The sequence below is a fragment of the Caulobacter sp. Root655 genome (assembly GCF_001427665.1).
In the GTDB taxonomy this organism is placed as follows: Bacteria; Pseudomonadota; Alphaproteobacteria; order Caulobacterales; family Caulobacteraceae; genus Caulobacter.
On sequence record NZ_LMHC01000012.1, the window covers coordinates 280,668 to 302,633 of the forward strand.

The 21,966-nt window shown below is 68.2% G+C and carries 20 protein-coding genes; 6 read left to right on the forward strand and 14 right to left on the reverse strand.

Annotated features, from left to right (window positions below):
• Positions 1-102: 102 nt before the first annotated feature.
• From ASD79_RS10395 to ASD79_RS10410, 4 genes are all read left to right on the forward strand, one after another.
• Positions 103-1,149: a nucleoside hydrolase gene (locus ASD79_RS10395; RefSeq protein ID WP_235524394.1), complete on the forward strand. Its 1,047-nt coding sequence runs from the start codon at positions 103-105 to the stop codon at positions 1,147-1,149.
• Positions 1,146-2,468: an NCS2 family permease gene (locus ASD79_RS10400; RefSeq protein ID WP_056721241.1), complete on the forward strand. Its 1,323-nt coding sequence runs from the start codon at positions 1,146-1,148 to the stop codon at positions 2,466-2,468. Before ASD79_RS10395 ends, ASD79_RS10400 begins: the two co-directional genes overlap by 4 nt.
• A gap of 120 nt (positions 2,469-2,588) precedes the next feature.
• Positions 2,589-3,719, forward strand: coding sequence for an adenosine deaminase (add, locus tag ASD79_RS10405; RefSeq protein ID WP_056721243.1), 1,131 nt, complete (start codon positions 2,589-2,591; stop codon positions 3,717-3,719).
• The gene (locus ASD79_RS10410; protein WP_056721245.1) at positions 3,716-5,068 is read left to right on the forward strand and encodes an MmgE/PrpD family protein; all 1,353 of its coding nucleotides are present in this window, start codon (positions 3,716-3,718) and stop codon (positions 5,066-5,068) included. Before add ends, ASD79_RS10410 begins: the two co-directional genes overlap by 4 nt.
• Positions 5,069-5,092: 24 nt before the next feature.
• Here ASD79_RS10410 and ASD79_RS10415 read toward each other — a convergent pair whose 3' ends face one another.
• The 6 genes from ASD79_RS10415 to ASD79_RS10440 form a co-directional block, all read right to left on the reverse strand.
• Positions 5,093-5,878, reverse strand: coding sequence for an ABC transporter ATP-binding protein (locus tag ASD79_RS10415; protein WP_056721247.1), 786 nt, complete (start codon positions 5,876-5,878; stop codon positions 5,093-5,095).
• A gap of 194 nt (positions 5,879-6,072) precedes the next feature.
• On the reverse strand, positions 6,073-6,963 hold the full coding sequence (gene ntrB / locus ASD79_RS10420) for a nitrate ABC transporter permease (protein ID WP_056721249.1): 891 nt from the start codon (positions 6,961-6,963) through the stop codon (positions 6,073-6,075).
• A gap of 14 nt (positions 6,964-6,977) precedes the next feature.
• Entirely contained in the window at positions 6,978-8,276 is a 1,299-nt protein-coding gene (locus ASD79_RS10425; protein ID WP_056721251.1) for a CmpA/NrtA family ABC transporter substrate-binding protein, read from the reverse strand.
• Between the two features lie 22 nt (positions 8,277-8,298).
• A complete protein-coding gene (locus tag ASD79_RS10430) occupies positions 8,299-9,675 on the reverse strand; it encodes an alginate export family protein (protein WP_235524422.1) in 1,377 nt (458 codons plus the stop codon).
• Positions 9,676-10,047: 372 nt separating this feature from the next.
• Complete coding sequence (locus ASD79_RS10435) at positions 10,048-10,611, reverse strand: gluconate 2-dehydrogenase subunit 3 family protein (protein WP_056721256.1); 564 nt, start codon at positions 10,609-10,611, stop codon at positions 10,048-10,050.
• Positions 10,611-12,359, reverse strand: a complete 1,749-nt coding sequence (locus ASD79_RS10440) for a GMC oxidoreductase (RefSeq protein ID WP_056721258.1) — start codon at positions 12,357-12,359, stop codon at positions 10,611-10,613. Before ASD79_RS10440 ends, ASD79_RS10435 begins: the two co-directional genes overlap by 1 nt.
• A gap of 177 nt (positions 12,360-12,536) precedes the next feature.
• On the opposite strand from ASD79_RS10440, the gene ASD79_RS10445 reads away from it, so the two are divergent.
• On the forward strand, positions 12,537-13,391 hold the full coding sequence (locus tag ASD79_RS10445; RefSeq protein ID WP_082584872.1) for a DUF1080 domain-containing protein: 855 nt from the start codon (positions 12,537-12,539) through the stop codon (positions 13,389-13,391).
• A gap of 77 nt (positions 13,392-13,468) precedes the next feature.
• Here the strand turns inward: ASD79_RS10445 and ASD79_RS10450 are convergent, their stop codons facing one another.
• Genes ASD79_RS10450 through ASD79_RS10470 form a run of 5 tightly spaced genes read right to left on the reverse strand, consistent with a single transcriptional unit; the run spans position 13,469 to position 18,328 of the window.
• The gene (locus tag ASD79_RS10450) at positions 13,469-13,828 is read right to left on the reverse strand and encodes a cytochrome c family protein (RefSeq protein ID WP_056721261.1); all 360 of its coding nucleotides are present in this window, start codon (positions 13,826-13,828) and stop codon (positions 13,469-13,471) included.
• 32 nt (positions 13,829-13,860) lie between these two features.
• Entirely contained in the window at positions 13,861-14,916 is a 1,056-nt protein-coding gene (locus ASD79_RS10455; protein ID WP_056721262.1) for a sugar phosphate isomerase/epimerase, read from the reverse strand.
• A complete protein-coding gene (locus tag ASD79_RS10460) occupies positions 14,913-16,058 on the reverse strand; it encodes a Gfo/Idh/MocA family protein (RefSeq protein ID WP_056721264.1) in 1,146 nt (381 codons plus the stop codon). Before ASD79_RS10460 ends, ASD79_RS10455 begins: the two co-directional genes overlap by 4 nt.
• Complete coding sequence (locus ASD79_RS10465) at positions 16,058-17,062, reverse strand: sugar phosphate isomerase/epimerase (protein ID WP_056721265.1); 1,005 nt, start codon at positions 17,060-17,062, stop codon at positions 16,058-16,060. Before ASD79_RS10465 ends, ASD79_RS10460 begins: the two co-directional genes overlap by 1 nt.
• A gap of 3 nt (positions 17,063-17,065) precedes the next feature.
• Complete coding sequence (locus tag ASD79_RS10470; protein WP_056721267.1) at positions 17,066-18,328, reverse strand: MFS transporter; 1,263 nt, start codon at positions 18,326-18,328, stop codon at positions 17,066-17,068.
• A 182-nt stretch (positions 18,329-18,510) separates the two neighbouring features.
• Between ASD79_RS10470 and ASD79_RS10475 the strand changes: the two genes are divergently transcribed.
• The gene (locus tag ASD79_RS10475) at positions 18,511-19,524 is read left to right on the forward strand and encodes a LacI family DNA-binding transcriptional regulator (RefSeq protein WP_056721269.1); all 1,014 of its coding nucleotides are present in this window, start codon (positions 18,511-18,513) and stop codon (positions 19,522-19,524) included.
• 163 nt (positions 19,525-19,687) lie between these two features.
• On the opposite strand, the gene ASD79_RS10480 is transcribed toward ASD79_RS10475, so the two are convergent.
• From ASD79_RS10480 to ASD79_RS23820, 3 genes are all read right to left on the reverse strand, one after another.
• Positions 19,688-20,446 carry a DUF1080 domain-containing protein gene (locus tag ASD79_RS10480; RefSeq protein WP_235524395.1) on the reverse strand — a complete coding sequence of 253 codons (759 nt, stop codon included), beginning with the start codon at positions 20,444-20,446 and terminating at the stop codon, positions 19,688-19,690.
• Positions 20,447-21,045: 599 nt separating this feature from the next.
• Positions 21,046-21,330 carry an RHS repeat domain-containing protein gene (locus ASD79_RS23815; RefSeq protein WP_056721273.1) on the reverse strand — a complete coding sequence of 95 codons (285 nt, stop codon included), beginning with the start codon at positions 21,328-21,330 and terminating at the stop codon, positions 21,046-21,048.
• 163 nt (positions 21,331-21,493) lie between these two features.
• Positions 21,494-21,961, reverse strand: a complete 468-nt coding sequence (locus ASD79_RS23820; RefSeq protein ID WP_156400441.1) for a hypothetical protein — start codon at positions 21,959-21,961, stop codon at positions 21,494-21,496.
• Positions 21,962-21,966: the final 5 nt, after the last annotated feature.

Here is a 21,966-nt window from a genome sequence, read left to right on the forward strand (position 1 = left end):
TTCCCGTGACGCCCAGGCCAAGGACCTATCATGCTGCTCCGCACCAAAGCCCCTCTCTGGCGCCCCGCGGCCCTTGGCCTATCCGCGCTGCTCGCGTGTTGCATGCTCGCGAGCAGCGCCTCGGCCCAGACCTCGTCCGTCCCCTCCCCGGACAAGGTCAGCATCTTCTTCGACAATGACTTCCTTGGCCCTGGCCAGAGCAACATCCAGTCGTTGATCCCGCTGCTGCGCGACGAGCGGGTCAAGCTGATGGGGATCGGCGTCGTCACCGGCGACGCCTGGCTGAAGGAAGAGACCGCCCACGCCCTGCGCTTCCTGGAGATCGCCAAGCGCCCCGACGTGCCGGTGCATCTCGGCGCCGAAATGCCGCTGATGCGCACCCAGGCCGAGATGGCCAACTGGGAGGCGCGCTATGGCCGCGTACCGTTCAAGGGCGCCTGGAGCACGCCGCGCCCGGGCCGCACCTACCACCCGCAGGACCCCGCCCTGATCCCGCCGATGCCGGAGGGCGCGCCGACGATCAAGGCCTCCGACGAGGACGCCGTCCACGCCCTGATCCGCAACGTGCGCGCCCATCCCGGCCAGATCACCATCGTCAGCGCCGGCCCGCTGACCAACATCGCCTTGGCCCTGCGCATCGCGCCCGACATCGCGCCGCTGGCCAAGGAAATCGTCATCGAACCCGGCAAGCTCGACACCGCCGTCGCGCGGGTGACCGGCAACACCGACTACGCCACCGACTTCAACTTCCTGTTCGACCCCGAGGCGGCCCACATCGTGCTGACCGCCCCGTGGAAGAAGATCACCGTCATGGGCAACGTCACCGCCTCGGCCAAGGCCACGCAGGCCGTCGTCGACCGCATCGGCGCGTCCGGCGCGCCGGTGGCGACCTACGTCAAGACCTACGCCCGGATCGGTCAGCCGCTGTGGGACGAAATCACCGTCGCCGTCGCCGTCGATCGCTCGCTGGTCACCGAGGAACTGGTGGCGCGGATGGACGTCGACACCCTGCCCGGTCCGTCCTACGGCCAGCCTGTCGTCTGGAAGGAGGACATGGCCCCGGGCAGCGGCGAGCGCGAGGTCCACATCGTCCGCGCGATCGACGTCGACCGCTTCCTGTCGACCTTCATCGCCCAGGCTTCGAAATGAGCCGCCTCCACGCCTTCCTCGATCGGCGTTTCGCCCTGGGCGCTCGCGAGACAACGGTCAGCCGCGAGATGATCGCCGGCCTGACCAGCTTCCTGGCGGCGGCCTATCTGATCGTCGTCATCCCCTCGCTGCTGTCGACCGGCGGCATGGACCGCGGCGCGGTGACCACCGCCGCCATCCTGGTCATGGCCCTGGGCAGCCTGTTCATGGGCGTCTATGCCAACCTGCCGTTCATCGTCGGGCCCGGCATCGGCGGTTCGGTGATCCTGGGCGTGACCCTGGCCCATGTGGAGCACGTGCCCTTCGCCACCGGCCTGGCGATCGCCATGACCTCGGGCCTGCTGTTCCTGGTCCTGACCCTGACCGGCGCGCGCGAACTGGTGGTGCGGATGATCCCGCCGCAGATCAAGCTGGGGCTGGGCGCCTCGATCGGCCTGTTCATCGCCATGCTGGGATGCCGCGACGCCGGCATGGTGGCGTTGAACGTCAAGTCCAACGCCCTGGCCCTGGGCGACTTCTCCCAGCCCGGGCCGATCGTGGCCCTGATCGGCCTGGCCGTCGCGGTGGCCATGCAGGCGCGCAAGATCCCCGGCGCGGTGCTGGCCGGCATCGCCGTCGCCGCCCTGGCCGGCGTCCCGCTGGGCCTGACCCACCTGCCCCACAACGGCTTGTCCCTGCCCCACGCCCTGACGCCGGTGGCGCTGCGCGTCGACTTCATGGGCGCGTTCAGCCTCGCCGCCTTGCCCTACGTCTTCGCCTTCTTCGCCGGCGAGTTCTTCTCGACCCTGGGCACCACCCTGGCGATCGGCGCCAAGGCCGGACTGACCGACGCGGACGGCAACCTGCCGGGCATCGAGAAGCCCTTCCTCGTCGACTCCCTGGCCGCCGCCCTGGGACCGCTGATCGGTATTCCGGCCGGCACCGCCCTGGTGGAATCCGCCGCCGGCGTCGAGGCGGGCGGGCGCACGGGCCTGACCCCGGTCACCGCTGCGGTCCTGTTCCTCTGCACGCTGTGCCTGCTGCCGCTGGCCATGGCGATCCCCAAGCAGGCCACGGCGCCGGCCCTGATCCTGATCGGCATCTCGATGCTGGGCACCATCCGCCATCTGCGCAGCGAGGACATCACCGACATCCTGCCCGCCCTGGCCATGGTCCTGCTGACCCTGATCTCCAACAGCTTCGGCACCGGCATCGCCGGCGGCCTGCTGGTCCATGTCATCGTCCAGGTCCTGGCCGGCAAGGCGCGCGAGATTCCGGTCGGCCTGCTGATCCTGTCCATCCCGCTTGGCTACTACTTCTACACCGCCGCCACGCACTAGAGCGCCCGACCCGACTGCATCGGGCCGGGCGCTCTAGCCCTTTGTTTTGGCGCGTTTTCTTCACGCGAACCGGTATCCACTTCGCTTGAAAACGCTCTAGGTTCCCGTCTCCAAGGCATCATGACCACCGACCCCATCCAGACTATCGGCAACGTCCCCGCGTCCACGCTTGGTCGCCAGACGGACGCGGCGCAGCGCCGGTTCTTCCGCGCCCTGCCGAAGGTGGAGCTGCATTGCCACCTGCTCGGCGCCGTGCGCCGCGACACCTTCACGGCCCTGGTCCGCAAGCGCGGCGCGCCGATCACCGACGCCGAGATCGCCGCCTTCTACGCACGGGGCGCCAAGCCGGTCGGCGTGCTGCGCGTGCTGCGCGCGCTGGAGCGGCACCTGCTGCTGGAGCCCGACGACTTCCGCCGGATCACCTACGAATACCTGGAGGACGCGGCGGCCGAGACGGTCCGCCACGCCGAGTTCTTCTGGAACCCGACCGCCACGATCCGCGACACCGGCCTGGCCTATGGCGAGGTCCAGGCCGGCATCCTGGCGGGCATGCGCGAGGCGCGGAGCGATTTCGGGGTCAGCGCCCTGCTGATCCCCAGCATCGACCGCGAGGCCGAGGCCTCCAGCGCCCTGGAGATGGTGGAGATGATGCTGGCCCATCGCGATCCGGCGGTGGCGGGCATCGGCATCGACTACCGCGAGAACGACCGCCCCCCCGAGCTGTTCCTCGAGGCCTACGCCCTGGCGCGCCGCCACGGCCTAAAGGCGACGGCCCACGCGGGCGAGTTCGGCATGCCCTGGACCAATGTCGAGACGGCGGTCGAACGGCTGAAGGTCGACCGCGTCGACCACGGCTACACCATCGTCGACAATCCCGACCTGGCGCGACGCTACGCCGAACGCGGCATCGTCTTCACCGTGGTCCCGACCAACTCCTACTACCTGCGCACGCTCGAACCGGAGCGCTGGGCGGCGGATCATCCGATCCGCGCCATGTCGGCGCTGGGCCTGAAGCTCCACCCCAACACCGACGACCCGACCCTGCACAATGTCAGCCCGGCCGGCGCCTGGGAGCTGATGTACAGCCATCTCGGCTACGACATCGACGCGCTGAAGGCGATGATGCTCAACGGGATCGACGGATCCTGGGCCGATGAAGACCAGCGCGCGGCCTGGCGCGCGGCCTGGCCGGTGGAATTCGACGAACTGGCCGTTTCGGCCGGCTGGCCGCCCGCGGACGGCGCCGCGTGAGCGAAGGCGCCGGCCTGACGACGACGATCGTCCGCCTCAGCCGCGCCGCCGCGACGGACATCCCGCCCGCGACGCTGGAGATGGCCAAGCTGTGCGTGCTCGACTGGTTCGGCCTGACGCTGGCCGGGTCGCGCGAACCCCTGAGCATGCTGCTGCATGACGCGGCCCTGATCGAAGGCGCCCAGCCCGCCGCCACGATCGTGGGCCGGAACTTCGGCTTCAGCCCGCGCCAGGCCGCGCTGGTCAACGGCGCGGCGGGCCACGCGCTCGACTATGACGACGTCAACCTGGCCATGCGCGTCCATCCGACCACCGTCATCCTGCCCGGCGTCCTGGCCCTGGCCGAGGCGCGACGCCTGTCGGGCAGAGCCGTGCTCCAGGCCTTCGTCGCCGGCTACGAGGCGGCGGGGATGATCGGCGCCCTGGTCAGCGCCAGCCACTATGCTCGCGGGTTTCACGCGACGGGGACGATCGGCGCCTTCGGCGCGGCCGCGGCCTGCGCCCATCTCCTCGGGCTGGACGAGGCCACGACGGCGCGCGCCTACGGCCTGGCCGGCTCGCAGGCCGCCGGCCTCAAGGCGCAGTTCGGGACGATGACCAAGTCGCTCCATGCCGGGCGGGCGGCCGAGGCCGGCCTGACGTCGGCGCTCTGGGCGCGGGCCGGAATGACGGCCCGGCCCGACATCCTCGAACGCCCCCTGGGCTTCTTCGCCACCCAGACCGACGGCGCGCCGGCCGAAGGTGTCCGTTGGAGCGGCCATGCGCTGGACCGCAACCTCTTCAAGCACCACGCGGCCTGCTTCGGCACGCACGGCGCGCTGGAAGCGATCGGCGCCCTTCGGCGCGAGGGCCTCCGGCCCCAACAGGTCCGGGCGATCCGTCTCAAGGTCGATGCGGGGGCCGACGCGATGTGCAACATCGCCGCGCCCCGCACCGGGCTGGAAGCCAAGTTCAGCCTGCGCTTCAACGCCGCCCTGGCGCTGCACGGCGCGGACACGTCCAACAGCGCGACCTATGCCGATGCGGTCGTCCTGCGGCCCGACCTCGAAGCCTCGCGCGCCGTCACCACGGTCGAGCTGGCGCCGCCGGGCTGGCCCGAGGACGTCACCGAAGTGACGGTCACGATGCTCAACGGCGAGACGCTGGTCAGGCGCCACGACATCAGCCTCCCGCCGGGCGACCTGGCGACGCGGCGCCCGCGATTGCACGCCAAGTTCCTGGCCCTGGCCGCGCCGGTCATCGGCGATGAGCGAGCCCAGCGCGCGGCCGACGCGATCGGCCGGCTGGAGCATGGCGCAGACCTCTCCGAGCTCCTGGCCCTGGTACGCGGCCCCGACGCCGTTCGATGACGGTCCGCCCGCCCGCTCCCGCCCTCAGGCGGCGCGGCGGGCGTAGAGGAACTCGATCACCGCCGCCCGGGCGTGGATGTAGGTCGGGTCCTGGGCGACGGCGAGGCGGTCGCGCGGGCGGTCCAAGGACACGTCCAGCACCTGGCCGATCGAGGCGCGCGGGCCGTTGGTCATCATCACGATGCGGTCCGACAACAGGGCCGCCTCGTCGACGTCGTGGGTGACCATCAGCACGGTGTTGTTCAAGGTCGCGTGGATCTCCATCACGCTGTCCTGCAGGTGGGCGCGGGTCAGGGCGTCCAGGGCCCCGAACGGCTCGTCCAGCAGCAGCACCTTGGGCTCCATGGCCAGGGCCCGGGCGATGCCGACCCGCTGCTTCATGCCGCCCGAGATCTCGGCGGGCCGCTTGTCCATGGCGTGGGTCATCTTGACCAGGTCGAGGTTGTGCAGGGTCCAGTCGCGGCGCTCGGCGGCGCTCTTGCTGGCCCCGAACACCTTGTTGACCGCCAGGGAGACGTTCTCGCGCACCGACAGCCAGGGCAGCAACGAGTGGTTCTGGAACACCACCGCCCGGTCGGGGCCCGGAGCATTGACTTCCTGCTTGTCGAGGATCACCGCGCCGGTGGTCACCGGCGCCAGGCCGGCGACCACGTTCAGCAGAGTCGATTTCCCGCAGCCGGAGTGGCCGATGATCGAGACGAACTCGCCCTTGTCGACCCGCAGGTCGATGCCGGTCAGCACCTCGGAGCGGGCCGCGCCCTTGGTGAAGGTGACGCCGACGCCTTCGATGGAAAGATAGGCCTTGGCCATGGTCGTGGTCTCCTAGAGCATGATGATTCACGGCGGAATCGCCATTTTGGTTCCGTTTCCCCGGCGAAGGCCGGGGCCCAGGTTCAGCCGTCGTATTGGACGATGACCCGCAACGCTCCGCCCCATGATCTGGGCCCCGGCCTTCGCCGGGGAAACGGAACGGGGTGGGCGGTTCAGTTCAAGATCATCACGCCCTAGCTCGCCGCGCCGCCGCGCGCGATGACGTGGCCCAGCAGGGCCACCAGGCGGTCGAGGAAGAAGCCGGTCAGACCGACCCAGGCCAGGGCCACGATGATGTCGGAGATGCGCGAGGCGTTGTACTGGTCCCAGATGAAAAAGCCGACGCCGACCCCGCCCAGCAGCATCTCGGAGGCGACGATGGCCAGCCAGCTCATGCCGATGCCGATCCGCAGGCCGGTGAAGATGTAGGGCGCGGTGGCCGGCAGCAGGATCTGGAAGAAGTACTCGACCGGCGACAGCCGCAGCACCTTGGCCACGTTCACATAGTCGGCCGGGATGTTGCGCACGCCCACGGCGGTGTTGATGATGATCGGCCAGATCGAGGTGATGAAGATCACGAAAAGGGCCGAGGGCTGCGCTTCGCGGAACGCGGCCAGCGAGATCGGCAACCAGGCCAGGGGCGGCACGGTGCGCAGCACCTGGAAGATCGGATCCAGCCCCCGATGCGCCCAGCGGTTGGAGCCGATCAGCACCCCCAGCATCACGCCGCACACCGCCGAGATCGAGAAGCCGATCCCGACCCGCTTCAGGCTGGTCAGCACGTGCCAGAACAGGCCCTTGTCCACCCCGCCATTGTCGAAGAACGGGTCGAGGATCAGGGTCTTGGAGTCGGTCCAGACATGGGCGGGCGACGGCAGGCCGGCATAGGAGTCGCCGGTGACGACCTGCCAGACGCCGAGGATCGCCAGCAGGGTCAGCAGCGGCGGGATCACCGCCGCCGCCACCGCGCCGGCCCGCCGCTTCACTTCGGCGAGGCCGGAGGTCCGGGTCTCGCCGGCGGGCGGCGCGATCACCGGCGAGACCACCGGTTCAGCCGGAGAGAACGAGGGCTTGGGAAAGGTCATCGCCGCGCCCTCCCCTAGACCAGCTTCTTGATCGGCTGGCTGGCCAGGTAAGCGCCCGGATTGGCCGGGTCGAACACCTTGCCGTCGAAGAACCGCTCGACGCCGCGGCTGTCGCCGGCCGGACCGCCTTGGCCGATGCTCTTGGCCGCCGCGCGCCAGATGTCCGAGCGGTTGACCTTGTTGACCAGGGCCTGGGTGTTGGTCTTCTGCGGCAACACGCCCCAGCGGATGTCCTCGGTCAGGAACCACAGGTCGTGCGACTTGAAGGGGAAGCTGGCGTTGTCGGCCCAGAACTTCATCCGATGCGGCGAGTTCTTCAGCGTCCGGCCGTCGCCATAGTCCACCGTGCCCTGCAGGCGGGGCAGGATGTCGCCCATCGGCACGTTGACGTACTGGCGGCCGGAGACGATCGAGCACATGGCCGGCAGGTTGGCGGCCTTGTCGCACCACATCGCCGCTTCCTGCACGGCGGCGGTGATCGCCTGGGCGGCGCGCGGATACTTGTCGACCCAGGCGGCGCGCATGCCCAGCGCCTTTTCCGGGTGGTTCATCCACAGTTCCGAGGTCAGGCAGGCGGTATAGCCGACCCGCTGATTGACCAGTTGGCCGTTCCACGGCTCGCCCACGCAGAAGGCGTCCTGGGTGCCGGCCTTCATGTTGGCCACCATCTGGGGCGGCGGGATGACGATGGTGGCGACGTCGGTCTCGGGATTGATGCCGCCGGCCGCCAGCCAGTAGCGCACCCACAGGTCGTGGGTGCCGCCCCGGAAGGTCATGGCCACCTTGGCGATGTTGCCGGCCGCCTTCAGCTGCTGGAACTTGGCCTTGGCGCCGCCGCTGTTGAGCCCGACCTTCACGGCCTTCAGGTCGTTGCCGACCGAGATCGCCTGGCCGTTGGTATTGAGCCGGGCCAGGATGTACATCGGGGTCGGCGCGCCGCCGGTGATCGCTCCGGTGCTCATCAGATAGGGCATGGGCGACAGGATGTGGGCCCCGTCGATGCCGCCGCGCTCCGAACCCAGCACCAGGTTGTCGCGGGTGGCGGCCCACGAAGCCTGCTTGACCACCTCCAGGTCGGGCAGGCCGTGCTTGGCGAACAGCCCGCGTTCCTTGGCGATGATCACCGGGGCGGAGTCGGTCAGGGCGATGAAGCCCAGGCGGGCCTTGGCCACTTCGGGTCCCGCGCCGGCGGCGTGGGCTCCAGCCGGGAACAAGGCCTTGGCGGCGGCGACCGTGGCGGCCGCGCCCACCAGGGCGTGGCGGCGGGTCAGGCCCGTCTCAGAGCCGGCGGCGGTCTTGTCGATCTTGGTCATGAGCTGCAAATCCCGCTGGAGGTCAGAGTTTGTATTCGAGGGTGAACCAGGCCTTGGTCCGCGAGGCCGGCGGCGTCGCCGTGCCCAGGGGCACGGTCTTTTCGCGCTGGAAGTCGGCGTACTTCAGCTGGATCGAAAGCTTGGGGGTGATGGCGGCGGTGAACTGCAGGTCCCACTCGCGGCCGAGGTCCGCGCCGGTCCTCTGGTCGTTGAAGTCGTGGTAGCGGACCAGGATGTCGGTGTTGAAGAAGTAGGTCCGCTTGAACCGCGGCTTGGCGTTGAAGCTGAGGTTGGCGTCCTCGATGCCGTCGATGAAGCTCTTGTTGCCGCCCGGCGAGACGAAGGCGTCGGACCAGCCCTGGAAGGCGTGGACGGTGGCCAGAGGCGTGGTGAAGCCTCGGGTCCCATTGCCCTCGAGCGACTCGTAGCTGGCCTTGACCGTGTAGATGTCGAAGGTGCCGGCGACGTCGCCGCTGAAATAGGCCAGGTCGAAGTTCGGCGTGTTGCCGTGGTATTCCGACTGCTTGGCGTAGGTGGCGTTGTAGGCCAGTTGGTAGAGGCCGACCCAGGTCTTGCCCGAGGCCTTGACGCCCTTGGTCAGCGACGAGTTGACCGCCGAATTGCCGAAGTCGAGGGCGTAGACGAAGCCCTGCAGGCGTAGCGCCTCGGCCGGCGACCAGGTGACGTTCAGCAGGTGGCTGTCTGAGTCCCAGTCCCGCAGTTCGCCGAGGATGCGGTTGATGTGGGTGACATAGGCGTAGGTCGCCTTGAACCGGCCCAAAGCCAGGTCGGCGCGGACGGCGTCGAAGGTCTGCTCGTCCTGGCGCCAGCCGACGTTGCCGACGAAGCGCTGGTCGTCGAGCAGGATGCGCTGGCGGCCGGCGGTGACCTGCAGGGCGGCGCTCGGCGTCCAGGTCAGCTGGGCGCGGTTCAGCTCGGTGACGTCCGGGTCGTTGACCACCGGATACTTGGCCTTGTCGGCGCCGTTCAGCGGCGGGGTGGCCGCGCCCGGCACGTTGACGGCGTAGTGCTCGGAACCGGCCTGGCGGACGTCCTCGAATTCGATCAGGCCCTTGACGCCATGGAACTCGGCCGTCTCCCAGCCCAGGCGGGTGCGGATCGTGAAGGCCGAGGCGTCGTCGGTCAGCGTCGCGGTCTTGGTCTGGTCGACGCTCTCGTAGCGAGCCCGGACCTCCAGGATCAGCTTTCCGGCCGCGACCTGGTCGCTGAAGGTCGGCGGCGGCGCGGGCGGCGGCGGCGGTTCGACGGCGTCGGCCACCGGTTCGGCGACGGCCTCGCCAGCCGGCTCCGCCACCGCTGGAACCGGTTCAGGCGCGGCTTGAGCGAAGGCCGTTCCGCCCAACGTCAGGGCGCAAAAAGCCACGCTGCAACGCAGCATTCCTCGCGAATTCTTCATGCCTTGATCCCCCAAAGACCAAAAAAAACGCCCGGCGAGACCGCGGCAGCGATCTCTCCGGACGTCGTTGTCCACAACGGTACCTGGCGGCTGCATCGCCGCTGGGCGGCCCTCTCGGGCCAGCGCGGAACGTCGTTGTCCCGCGTGTCGAGATCAGGAAGGGGCCGGCGGCCCGGCGCGGCAATTGGAAAACCGCGTCATGTCGCACCGCAACAGACGAATGGGGTCATTTTGCACAGCGGCCATGCAGGGCCGGCGCGGTCGATGCTTGAATTTCGCGCGTTTAAGCGTCGCGATCGGCCCGTGCGCCACCGCGCCGATCGCCTTGATCACACCGCGGAGACCGCCGTCGCCCTACCGGGTCGCCCAGGCCCGGCCGAGTTCCGACAGCGGCACGCACCCATGGTAGGCGCCCGGTATGGGGTCGTATCTCAACGCCACCGTCGCGCCGGGTTCGGATGTGAAATAGCCGACCGTCACCAGGTTCTCGAGCACCAGGAAGAAGTGCGCGTCGTCAGGCGTTTGGCCGCGAACGGCCGTGGCCTCACGGTCATAGCCGGTCAAAAGCTCGACCTGCTGCTGCGGCGTCAACGCGACGAAGACGTCGCCATGAGCGGCGCGAGCGTCGGCGTCCATGCGCGCGAGTCCTCCCAGCAGCCGTTCCTTCTGGGCCTTGTTGTAATAGTCGGCCAGCGCGCGGTCGATGAACTGCGGCACGCCGGCTTCCCTGGCGCCCGGCGTGTCCGTGGCGGGGATGATCAGTTCGGCCACCACGTCCACCAGGCGCGCCTGGTCGGGCGCCAGCGCCGTGGGGGTCCAGGTCAGCGTCTGGGCGGCGACCGCCCGTCCGGCCCATCCGGTCGCCGCCACCCCGATCGTCAGGGTCAGGCCGCGTATCGCATCGCGTCGGCTCAGCATCAGAGATCACCCCTCTTGCGCGCCTGGACGGCATGGTCGCAGGCCCTTGCGGTCAGCGCCATGTAGGTCAGGGACGGGTTCACGCAGGACGCCGAGGTCATCGCCGCGCCGTCGGGGACATAGACGTTCTTGCACTCGTGGACCTGGTTGTGGGCGTTGAGCACCGAGGTCTTCGGGTCCCGGCCCATGCGCGCGGTGCCCATCTCGTGGATGCCCAGCCCCGGCGCATAGCCCTCGTCGCGTCCACGAACGTTCTTGAAGCCCGCCGTTTCCAGCATCTCCACGGCCGCGGCCTGCATGTCGCGGCGCATGGCCAGCTCGTTCTCGCGGATCGTGACGTTCATCGACAGGGTCGGCAGGCCGTACTGATCCTTCGCGTCGTGGTTCAGGGTGATCCGATTGTCGGCGTAGGGCAGGATTTCGCCGAACCCGCCCAGTCCCATGGTCCATGGTCCGGGCTGGCTGAGGGCGGCCTTGCGCGCCGCGCCGAAGCCGGCGTCGTCAGGGCCGCGCTTGGTCAGGTCACGGTCCCATCCCGGCCGGGAGGCGCCGCCCTGATAGCCGAAGCCGCGCAGATAGTCGGTCCGCTTGGTGGCCGCGTCGCCCAGGTTGCGGAAGCGCGGCACGTAGATCCCGTTCGGGCGGCGGCCGGAATAGTACATGTCGGCGAATTCGGGCGCTTCCCCGACCGCGCCCACGCCCAGATGGTGGTCCATGACGTTGCGGCCCAGCTGGTCGCTGCCGTTGCCGAAGCCGTTGGGAAACCGCGAACTGGTCGAGTTCATCATGATCCAGGCCGAGTTGAAGGCCGAGGCGCAGAGAAACACGACGTCGGCGTAGAACTCTTCTTCCTGACGCGTCTCGGCGTCGAGGATGCGCACGCCGGTCGCCTTGCCCGCCTTCTCGTCATAGATCAGCGAGGTGACGATCGAGCCCGGGCGGATCACCAGGTTGCCGGTGCGGTCGGCCGCCACCAGCGAGGCGGAATTGGAGCTGAAATAGGCGCCGAACGGGCAACCGCGGATGCACATGTTGCGGTACTGGCACTTGGTCCGGCCAAGGCTGAGCTGTTCCTCGGTCGGTTCGGTGAGGTGCGCGGTCCGGCCCATGGTGACCCGCCGTTCCGGGAACCGCGCCTCGGCCCGGGCCTTGAAGGCCTTCTCGACGCAATTCATCTCCATCGGCGGCTGGTACTGGCCGTCGGGAAGATGCGCCAGGCCCTCCTTCTGGCCCGAGACGCCGATGAAACGCTCGACATAGTCGTACCAGGGCGCGAGGTCCTCGTAGCGAATCGGCCAGTCGACCCCGATGCCCTCGCGGGCGTTGGCTTCGAAGTCGATGGGACTGTGGCGATAGCTCTGGCGGCCCCAGGTCAGCGACCGACCGCCCACGTGATAGCCGCGGATCCAGTCGAAGCGGTTTTCCTCGACATAGGGGTTCTGGTCGTCGCGGACGAAGAAGTGCTTGGTGAACTCCGTCATCGTGTAGCCGGTGCGCTGCTGCACCGGATAATGAGCGTTCAGCTCGTCCGTCGGCAGCTGCCCGCGCGGGTACTTCGCCTGCCAGGGGTCCATGACGGCGGTGGGATAGTCCTCCAGGTGGCGCACCATCGGGCCACGCTCGAGCACCAGGGTCTTGAGGCCCTTCTGGGTCAGCTCCTTGGCCGCCCAACCGCCGGTTATGCCGCTGCCCACGACGATCGCATCGTAGGTGTTCTCTTGGCGCGCGCGACCGTTGAGGTTGGCCATGTTTTCTCCCCGTTTGGCGCGCCCGATGGAACGGCGCCGCTGCTTCGCAGTTGGACGCATCGACCTGGGGGAACCCTTCATTGTTGGCCTGGAAGCTTCCATGAAATGGGTTACATTGCAAGAAAGCTCGCTAATCTGCTGTAAAATCGTCGAGCCAGGGAGGAAGACGGAAAAACCATGATCCAGCTGAGCCAGTTCGTTCGAACGCGCCGCGCGCCCATGATGGGCCTTGTCAGAATGGGGGCGCTGCTTGGCGGTCTGGCGCTGTTGGCCGGCCCGCAAGCCAATGCCGAGGCGGTGAAGGCGGGGCCGTGGCGCTCGATCTTCGACGGGCGGACCCTGGACGGCTGGACGCCGAAGATCGCCAAACATCCGGCCGGGGAAAACTACCGCCAGACCTTCGTGGTCGACCATGGCGCGATCCGGGTTTCCTATGCCGGCTACGAGCGGTTCGACAGCCAGTTCGGGCACCTGTTCTACAAGACGCCCTTCAAGGCCTATCGCCTGCGCCTGATGTACCGGTTCGTCGATCCAGGCCTGCCAGATACGCCGACCTGGGCGCGCAGCAACAGCGGCGTGATGTTCCACAGCCAGAGCCCCGAGAGCATGACGCTGGACCAGTCGTTCCCCGTCTCCGTCGAGTTCCAGATCCTAGGCGACAAACGCGACGCTCCCAAGGCGACCGGCGCGGTGTGCACGCCCGGCGTCAACATCACCTTCGACGGTGTCCTGGCCAAGGATCACTGCACGCCGCCGGCCAACGGCCCCACGATCGCCAACGGGACCTGGACCAAGCTTGAGCTCGACGTAATGCCGAACGGCGAGGTCTTCCAGAAGATCAACGGCGTGACCGTCCAGCACTATGCCGGACTGGCGTACGACCCCAAGGACACCGTCGCGCCGGGCGCCCAGGCCTATCTCGCCGCGCACGGCGACGCGCCCATCACGGAGGGCTACATCGCTCTGCAGAGCGAGGGCCATCCCGTCGAGTTCAAGGATATCGAAATCCAGGACCTGACGGCGCCGCGCTGAGCCTGGCCGCCATGAACCGCTCGCGGGCCTCGGCCGGCGGGCGGTCCTCCGGGATGACTGATCTTTTTGCTTCAGCCCTATTTCTTCAGCGATCCCAGGTACTGGATCACGGCGGCGCGATCCTCCGCGCCCGGCGCGCCGACCAGCATCTTGGTCCCCGGGACCGTCTTCCCCGGCGCCTTCAGGAAGGCGTCGAGCGCCTCGGGGGTCCAGGTGAGGGTCGAGGCCTTCATCGCGGCGCTGTAGCTATATCCGGCGGCGGTCCCCGCCTTGCGGCCGGCGACACCGGCCAGGGGCGGCCCCATCTTTCCCGGCGCGGGCTGCAGGGAGTGGCAGACCGTGCAGCGTTGTTCGAACACGGCCTGTCCCGGCGAGGCGGCGACGGCGCTGGTCGCCATGGCGGCCAGGGCGGCGGCGAGCATAAACGAGTACTTCATCAAGACAGTCTCCGTCGGGGTGTGTCAGCGGCTCAGAGGCCCAATAGCCGGCGATTGCGACCGCCGTCGGGCGCGCTGCCGGCGAAGTCGTCGAACGCCCGATCGGTCACCTGGATGATGTGGTCGCGAATGAACGGCGCGCCTTCGCGGGCGCCCTGCTCGGGATGCTTCAGGGCGCATTCCCACTCGAGCACCGCCCAGCCGGGAAAGTCGTACTGGGCCAGCTTCGAGAAGATCGCCTTGAAGTCCACCTGGCCGTCGCCCAGCGAGCGGAACCGGCCGGGGCGGTCGACCCAGCCCTGGTAGCCGCCATAGACGCCGGACCGGGCCGATGGCCGGAACTCGGCGTCCTTGACGTGGAAGGCGCGGATCCGCTCGTGATAGCGGTCGATATAGCCCAGGTAGTCCAACTGCTGCAGCACGAAGTGGCTGGGATCGTAGAGGATGTTGGCGCGCGCGTGGCCCCCGACCTCGTCCAGGAAACGCTCGAACGTCGCGCCGTCGTGCAGGTCTTCGCCCGGATGGATTTCGTAGCAGACGTCGACGCCCTCGTTCTCGAAGACGTCGAGGATGGGCTTCCAGCGGCGGCCGAGTTCGGCGAAGGCCTCCTCGACCAGGCCCGCCGGCCGCTGCGGCCACGGGTAGAGGTACGGCCAGGCCAGCGCGCCCGAGAAGGTGGCGTGGGCGTTCAGGCCCAAACGCCGGCTGGCGACGGCGGCGGCCTTCACCTGCTCCACCGCCCAGACCTGGCGCTCCGCGGGCTTGCCGCGAAGTTCGGGCGGCGCGAAGCCGTCGAACAGTTCGTCATAGGCCGGATGGACGGCCACCAGTTGCCCCTGGAGGTGGGTCGACAGCTCGGTGATCACCAGGCCGTGGCTGGCCAGCAGACCGGCGGTGTCGTCGCAATAGGTCTGGCTTTCAGCGGCCAGGGCCAGGTCGAAGAACGAGTCCGCCCCGCCGGTCGGCATCTGCACGCCGACATAGCCGAGATCGGCGACCCAGGCGGCCATCGTCTCCAGCTTGTCGAACGGCGGCTCGGCGCCGATGAACTGCGCGAGGAAAATACCGGGTCCCTTGAGCGTCTTCATCGCCCCTCTCCTTCCAGCGCCACCCAGCCCGCGTCCGCCCGGCTGGCGGCCACGGCGCGCTCGACGAAGGCCATGCCGCGCACGCCCTCCCCGATGTCGGGCACGAGCCCGCCTTCGCCGCCTTCGCCGATTGCATCGGCGAAGTCGCGATAGAGGTTGGCGAAAGCCTCGACGAAGCCTTCCGGATGACCGGTCGGCAGCCGCGTGGCGGCGCGAGCGGTCGCGCCCAGATAGGCCGAACCGGCATGCAGCACCTGGGAGGGTCCGTCCAGCCAGTCCAGGGTCAGCTCCGTATGGCGCTCATGCGACCAGCTCAGGCCGCCCTTCTCGCCATAGACGCTGATCTTCAGGCCGTTGCGGGCGCCCGCCGAAATCTGCGAGGCGATCAGCACGCCGCGCGCACCGCCCTCGAACCGCAGCAGCACGTTGCAATCGTCGTCCAGAGCCCGCCCGGGAACCACCGTGGCGACGTCGGCGCACAGGCGTTCGACCCGAACCCCCGCCACGAACTCGGCGATGTTGAAGGCATGCACGCCGATGTCGCCGATGCAACCGCCGACCCCCGACTGGGCCGGATCGGACCGCCAGCTGGCCTGCTTGTTGTCCTCGCGCTCGAGCGGCCGAGACAGCCAGCCTTGCGAATATTCGACGACGACCTTGCGCACCCGGCCGAGGTCGCCGCGAGCGACGATCTCGCGCGCCTCGCGGACCATCGGATAGCCCGTATAGACATAGGTCAGGCCATAGAGCTTGCCGGACGCGGCGACGATGTCGGCCAGGTCCCTGGCCTGCGCCAGGTTCAAGGTCGCGGGCTTGTCGCTCATCACGTGCAGGCCGCCGCGCAGCGCGGCGGCGGCGACGTCGAAATGCAGATGGTTGGGCGTCACCACCGCGACCAGATCGACTCCGTCGCCGCGCGCCCGTTCGGCCTCGATCATCGTATGATGATCCGGATAGACCCGGTCACGCGGCACGCCCCAGCCGTCAGCGGCCCGGGCGTTCTTCTCGGGATCGCGGCTGAACACGCCCGCCGTCAGCCGGATGCGGCCATCCAGCTCGGCGGCCATCCGGTGCACCGGTCCGATGAACGAGCCGGGGCCGCCGCCGACCATGGCCAACCGCAGGGGCGTCCGACCGCTCATCAGGCCGCGACGCTCGCCAGGTAGTCGAAGCTGATCTTGGCCGACTCCAGCCGGCTATGGGCGAACGGCGGTTCCTGCTCGACGAAGAAACCCCGGACCCCGGCGGCGTAGGCGGCGGGCAGCAGCTTGGGCCAGTTGATCATGCCGCCGCCAACCTCGGTCGGGTCCTGTTGCAGCACGAAGTTGGGCTTGGTGGTCGCCTTGATATCCTTGACGTGCATCTGGGTGAACCGCCCCGGGTGCTTCTTCAGCATGGCGAACGGGTCCTGTCCCGCCGCCGTGACCCAGCCCGCGTCCATTTCGAAGGTGACCAGGCTCGGGTCGGTGCCCTTCAGCAGGATCTCCATGCCGTTGGTGTCGCCCCCCTGGGTGTCTTTCAGCGGCGCGAACTCGAAATTGTGGTTGTGGTAGCCCGTCACGATGCCGGCCTTCTTCAGGACGGCGGCCTTGGCGTTGAGGAAGTCGGCGTTCCACTTCCAGTCGTCGGCCGTCATCTGGGCGCCGGCCTGGCGCAGATCGGCGCCGCTGAAGCGGTCGGGAATGTAGAGGATCGGCATGATCGCCGCCTTCACGCCGATCACGTGCAGTTCGTCGGCCAGCTTGGCGAGATCGCCGCTGAAGCTGGAACCGTTGGCGCTCTTGGGCGAAATGTGGGCGCTGGGGCAGACCAGGCCCGCGCGGTCGAAGGCGGCGCGCAGCTCGGCCGGCGTGCGGCCCAGATAGCCGGCCAGTTCCACCGACTTGAAGCCGGTCTTGGCCACCGTGGCGAGCTGAGCGTCCAGCTCTTTCTGAAGGTCCGGACCCAGGGTGTAGAGCTGGATGCCCAGCGGCAGACCGTGGCGCTGGAAGAACGGCTTCCCGGCCGCGTTCGCGACGCAGGCATAGGCCGCGCCCAGAGTGGCGGCGCCGGCGGCCAGAAGGCCGCGCCGCGAAAGATCGACGCCGGCGGCCGGGTTTTCGAGAGCTGTTGAGCGCACGAGGCTTTCCTCTTTCTGAATGGGCATGAGTCAGACCTGGGCCGGGCTGGCCGCGCCAGTGGGCGCGGCTTCGTCGGTTTCGGCGACTGGACCTCGCGTTGGCGGCTTGAAGAACACGGCCAGCAGAACCACCGCCGCCAGGGCCAAGCCGGTGGGGACCATGAACAGGCGCGTATAGTCGACCGTCGCCACCCCATCGGCCCCGGCGTGGGTCAGGCGACCGATCAGGGTGGGGAACAGGAAGCTGGCCACGACATTGCCGACGCCCAGGATCAGCAGGTTGAACAGGCCCTGGGCGCTGGAGCGGACGTCCTTGGGGAAGACCGCGTCGACGAAGATGTAGACCGTGGCGAAGAAGAAGGCGTAGCAGATCCCGTGCAACAGCTGCACGGCCACGATCACCGGGATGCTGTCGGCGAAGAAGGCGAAGACCGCGAAGCGCGCGGCGTGGCCCAGGACGCCAACCATCATGGTGACCTTCCATCCCAGCCGCACCAGCACGCGGCCCAGCAGGAACATGGTCAGGATCTCGGCCACCTGGCCCAGGCTCAGCACCACCATGCTGAGGTTGCCGGCGATCCCGACCCGGTTGGTCAGGAAAGCGTCCGCCATCACGAAGTAGCCGTTGTGGATCACCGAATCGATGAAGGTGACGATGAACAGCACCAGGACGAACGGCGCGGCCAGCAGCTTGAAGGCCCGCCGCCAGGCCAGTTTGTCGATCCCCGCCGCGTCCTTGCGGGCCGGCGTGTGTGGCAGGGTCAGGGCGTAGCCGGCGAAGGCGAAGGAGATGATCGCCGCGACCAGGAAGATCCACCGCACCTGCTCGGCCGTGGCGTGAGCGCCCAGCAGGAAGACGAAGGGCCAGCTGACCAGCACCCAGCCGACCGTGCCGCCCATGCGCACGGCGCCGAAATCGGCCGCCGGATCGCGCAAGTTGGCGAAGGCGATCGAGTTGGTCACCGACAGGGTCGGCACGTAGAGCAGACTGAAGAGCAGATAGCAGGCGAAGAACGGCCAGAAACTGGTCGAGAACGCCACCCCGACCAAGGCCAGGCCGCCGATCAGGTGGCTGACCGCCAGGAAGCGCTCGGCCGCGAAATTGCGATCGGCGAACTGGTTCGAGAAGAAGATCCCGACCAGCGCGGCCACGCCCCAGGCGCTGCCGACCAGCGATTGCTGCCAGGGCGCGAAGCCCAGCATGCCCATATAGGGGAATATCTTCGGCGCCCAGGCGCCCCAGATCGCCAGCTGCAGCACCATCATCAGGAAGAGTCGGAAGCTCGTCTTCATGTGTCCTGGCCCTCCCCGACCAGCATAGGCGGTCGTTTTCGACCCGTTTGGGTCTTGCCCGCTCCAATGTAATCGAAATCATCGATAACAGGGGTCTGCTGAAGCGGCAACCATGTAACGGCGGTGGAGCGCCCCACAGCTGCGCCTTGCAAAGGGGGCGGCATGCCGCCAGTGTCGCGCCGATGGCCACCATTCAAGAAGTTGCGCGCGACGCGGGTGTCTCGACGGCGACGGTTTCGCGGGTGTTCAGCGCGCCCGAACTGGTGCTGGAGGCCACCCGCAAGAAGGTGATCGAGGCGGTCGCCCGCCTTGGCTATGAGCCAAACTTCGCGGCCAGGAGCCTGCGAACCCTGAGGACCGAGAAGATCCTGGTCACCGTGCCGGACATCTCCAACCCCTTCTTCTCGCAGGTGATCCGAGGGGTGGAGGAAGCGGCGATGGCGGCCGGCTACTCGGTTCTGCTGGGCGACACGCGTCACGAGGAAGCGCGCGAGGAACAGTACGCGGCGATGTTCCGGCGCAAGGAGGCCGATGGCCTGATCTTCCTGGGACACCGGCTTCCCGACACCCTGGCCGAGATCGTCGCCGCCAAGGGGCCGCGAACGCCCATCGTCAACGGCTGCGAGTTTCGCCCGGGCCTGGCGGTGTCCAGCGCCCACATCGACAACGAGGGCGCCGCCGCCGAGGTCATGGAGCACCTCTACGGCCTGGGACACACCCGCGTCGGGGTGGTGACCGGCCCGCTGGTCAGCCCGATCAGCAGCGACCGCCTGGCCGGCGTGCTGGCGGCGGCCCAGCGCCATGGCCGGGCCAGCGCCCTGCGCATCGCCATCGGCGACTTCTCCATCGAATCCGGCGTGCGCCGGACCGGCGAACTGCTCGACGAACCCGGCCGGCCGACGGCCGTCTTCTGCTTCAGCGACGAGATGGCGATGGGCGCGCTCGAGGCGATCCGCCAGCGGGGCCTGCGCTGCCCTCGGGACGTCTCGTTGGTCGGCTTCGACGACATCCGCTTCGCCCAGTACCTGGACCCGCAACTGACCACGGTCAGCCAGCCGATGGAGCAGATCGGCCACGAGGTCGTCCGGTTGCTGCTCGACATCCTGGCCGACCGCGCCAGCGCCCTGCAGAACGTCACCCTGCCCCACCGCCTCGTCGTCCGATCGAGCACGGCCCCGCCGCCCGATCCGAGCTAGAGCACGTTTGCTTCAGATTGAATCGTGCTTCTCAAATTCCGTTTCCCCGACGAAGGTCGGGGCCCAGGTGAAACCCACGAGCTTCTCCTGATGAATCTGGGTCCCGGCCTTCGCCGGGAAAACGGCGTTTGGGGCGGGCGCTTCAATGTAAACCAAACGCGCTCTAGCGCCGCGGCGGCAGTTCGCGGACCCAGATGTCGCGGAAGCTGATCGGCGCGCTGGGGTCGCCATGGGCCTGCAGCTTGATCGGCGCTGGCCCGTGGGGCCGATAGGCGGGCTTGCCGATGTAGACGGTGTCGCCGGCCAGGACGGCGTTGTCCTGCACCAGCACGCCGTTGTGGAGCACGGTCGCCGTGGCGGGCGAGATCAGCGTGCCGTCCGCGCCGAACACCGGCGCCCTCCAGACCACGTCATAGGTCTGCCACTCCCCCGGCTTGCGGCTGGCGTTCGCCAGGGGCGGATGCTGCTTGTAGAGACTGGCGGCCTGGCCGTTCACATAGGTCGGATTGTCGTGGGAATCGAGAATTTGCAGCTCGTAGCCCCGGTCGCCGGGGCCGGTGGACGCCAGGAAGACGCCGCTGTTGCCCCGCGCCTGTCCCGCCCCGGCGATGTCCGCCGGGATCCGCCATTCCAGATGCAGCTGGTAATCGCGGAAGCTCCGCCTGGTTTCGATGTTCCCGCGCGCCTTGTTCACGGTCAGCACGCCGTCCGCGACGGTCCAGGCGGCCGGTGACTTGTCCTGGGTCGAGACCCATTCGTCCTGGTCATCGCCATCGAACAGCACGACGGCGTCCGACGGCGCGCCGCCGACTTGGCTTGCTGGGGTGACCACCGCCGGCGCGGGCTTCCAGACCTCGGTGTCCTCCGGTCGGGTCTGAGCCACGACCGGTGACCCCGCCAACAGCCCGCCAAGGCCAAGCATCACGGATGCGAAAACAACACGCTTCGGCTTCATTTCCGTTCGTCACTCCATGGCGAGGCGTCGACACCATAGCCGCCAAGACGCGGTACGCCAGCCCGCATGAACTTCACGGACCTCAGGCTCAACTCGCGCCTTGCTCCATCGCCGACACCTCGCGCCAAGGCATGGACCGCCCTCCTCAAGAGCTTCATCCAGCCAATGATGTGTCAGCCATCTCCCCGAACACCCGTCAGGCATCTCCCCGGTCTGAACGCCAACGCCGGAGATGACGCCGGACAGGCTCAGCGTGACCCCTGCATCGGTGAGCGGCGTGCCCGCGCCAATCAGGTTGACCGCGCGGGTCGAACCGAAGCTCGAGGTCGTGTTCAGCGTGCCGCCGTTGAAGCTGAGCGACCCGGCCGCCGCGCCAAGGTTGGCGTCGCTCGCGATGCGGAGCGTACCCGCAGGCTGTTGTCGATCGTCACCGTGCCGGGCGCCGCCGAGAAGATACTACCGGGCCGACAAGCTCCGCAGCCTCTTAAGATCGATGGCGCAAGGAGCACCGCCAGTCAAAAGCTTCTATTGGCTGAGACATTTCGGCAGGGGATCAGTTCGGGGGATCAGTTCGGGAGGGGGATCACCAGCCCGCCCAGCAGCGGCAGGACGACGACCCTGACCGGCGCGGCCGGGAACCCGGTCGTGCTGGTGCTGGTGCGGTTGCCGGCGCTGTCATAGGCGTAGGACACCGTCTTGCCGTTGCCGTAGTCGGCCTTGGTCACCCGCCCCAGGGCGTCGTAGGTGTATTGCGTCGTGCTCTGCGCCGCCGCGACCCCGGCCATGCCCAGGCCGAGCCCAAGGCCGGCCGCCACGATCACGATCCGTGCGATTTTCTGGATGGTGAGCATCAAAGGGCCTCGATCAGCATAGGTTGTATTGTGAGCTTCGCCTAAAGCGGGGGCATTGTCCATGGTGGAGCTTTTGGAATGTGGCGGCGGCGTCGGGGACGCAGGCGAGACGCCTCTACGCATCGTGCGCGCCAGTCGATATGCGCGAGGCTTGGAGCGCGCGTTAGTGGCCGCTTGCCGCTTCGCCGAGATAGGACAGGACCACGCCTTCGATCGAAACTCCACCCTCGCATCCATTGTAGTCGACGATGCAACCCGAGCGCACATGCGGATCCATGATCACGAAGCCATCTGGTGAGAAGAGCGCGTTCTTTTCCAGTATGGCGGCCAGCAGATCGCCGCTGCTCAGGTAGAACGCGGCGCACTCCTCGATATCGTAGCCGATCGCTACGACATGGGGGTGAAAAGACGCGAACGCCGCCAAGCCGTCCACGGCGTCGACGAGTGACGCCATGTCTTTGCGAACGCGATGCGAGAAGCCAGAAGTCGCCCCCCTGACCAGCGCTACGATCCAGTCCTGAACGTCGTCGGGCAGGGCCGTTCCGTGCGCGCCGACAAGCGCCAAATCACGCGCCACATGCGCCCGATTGATGGCTCTCGCTCTTCGAACGCTCGCAGCGAAAATCGACACGCCGT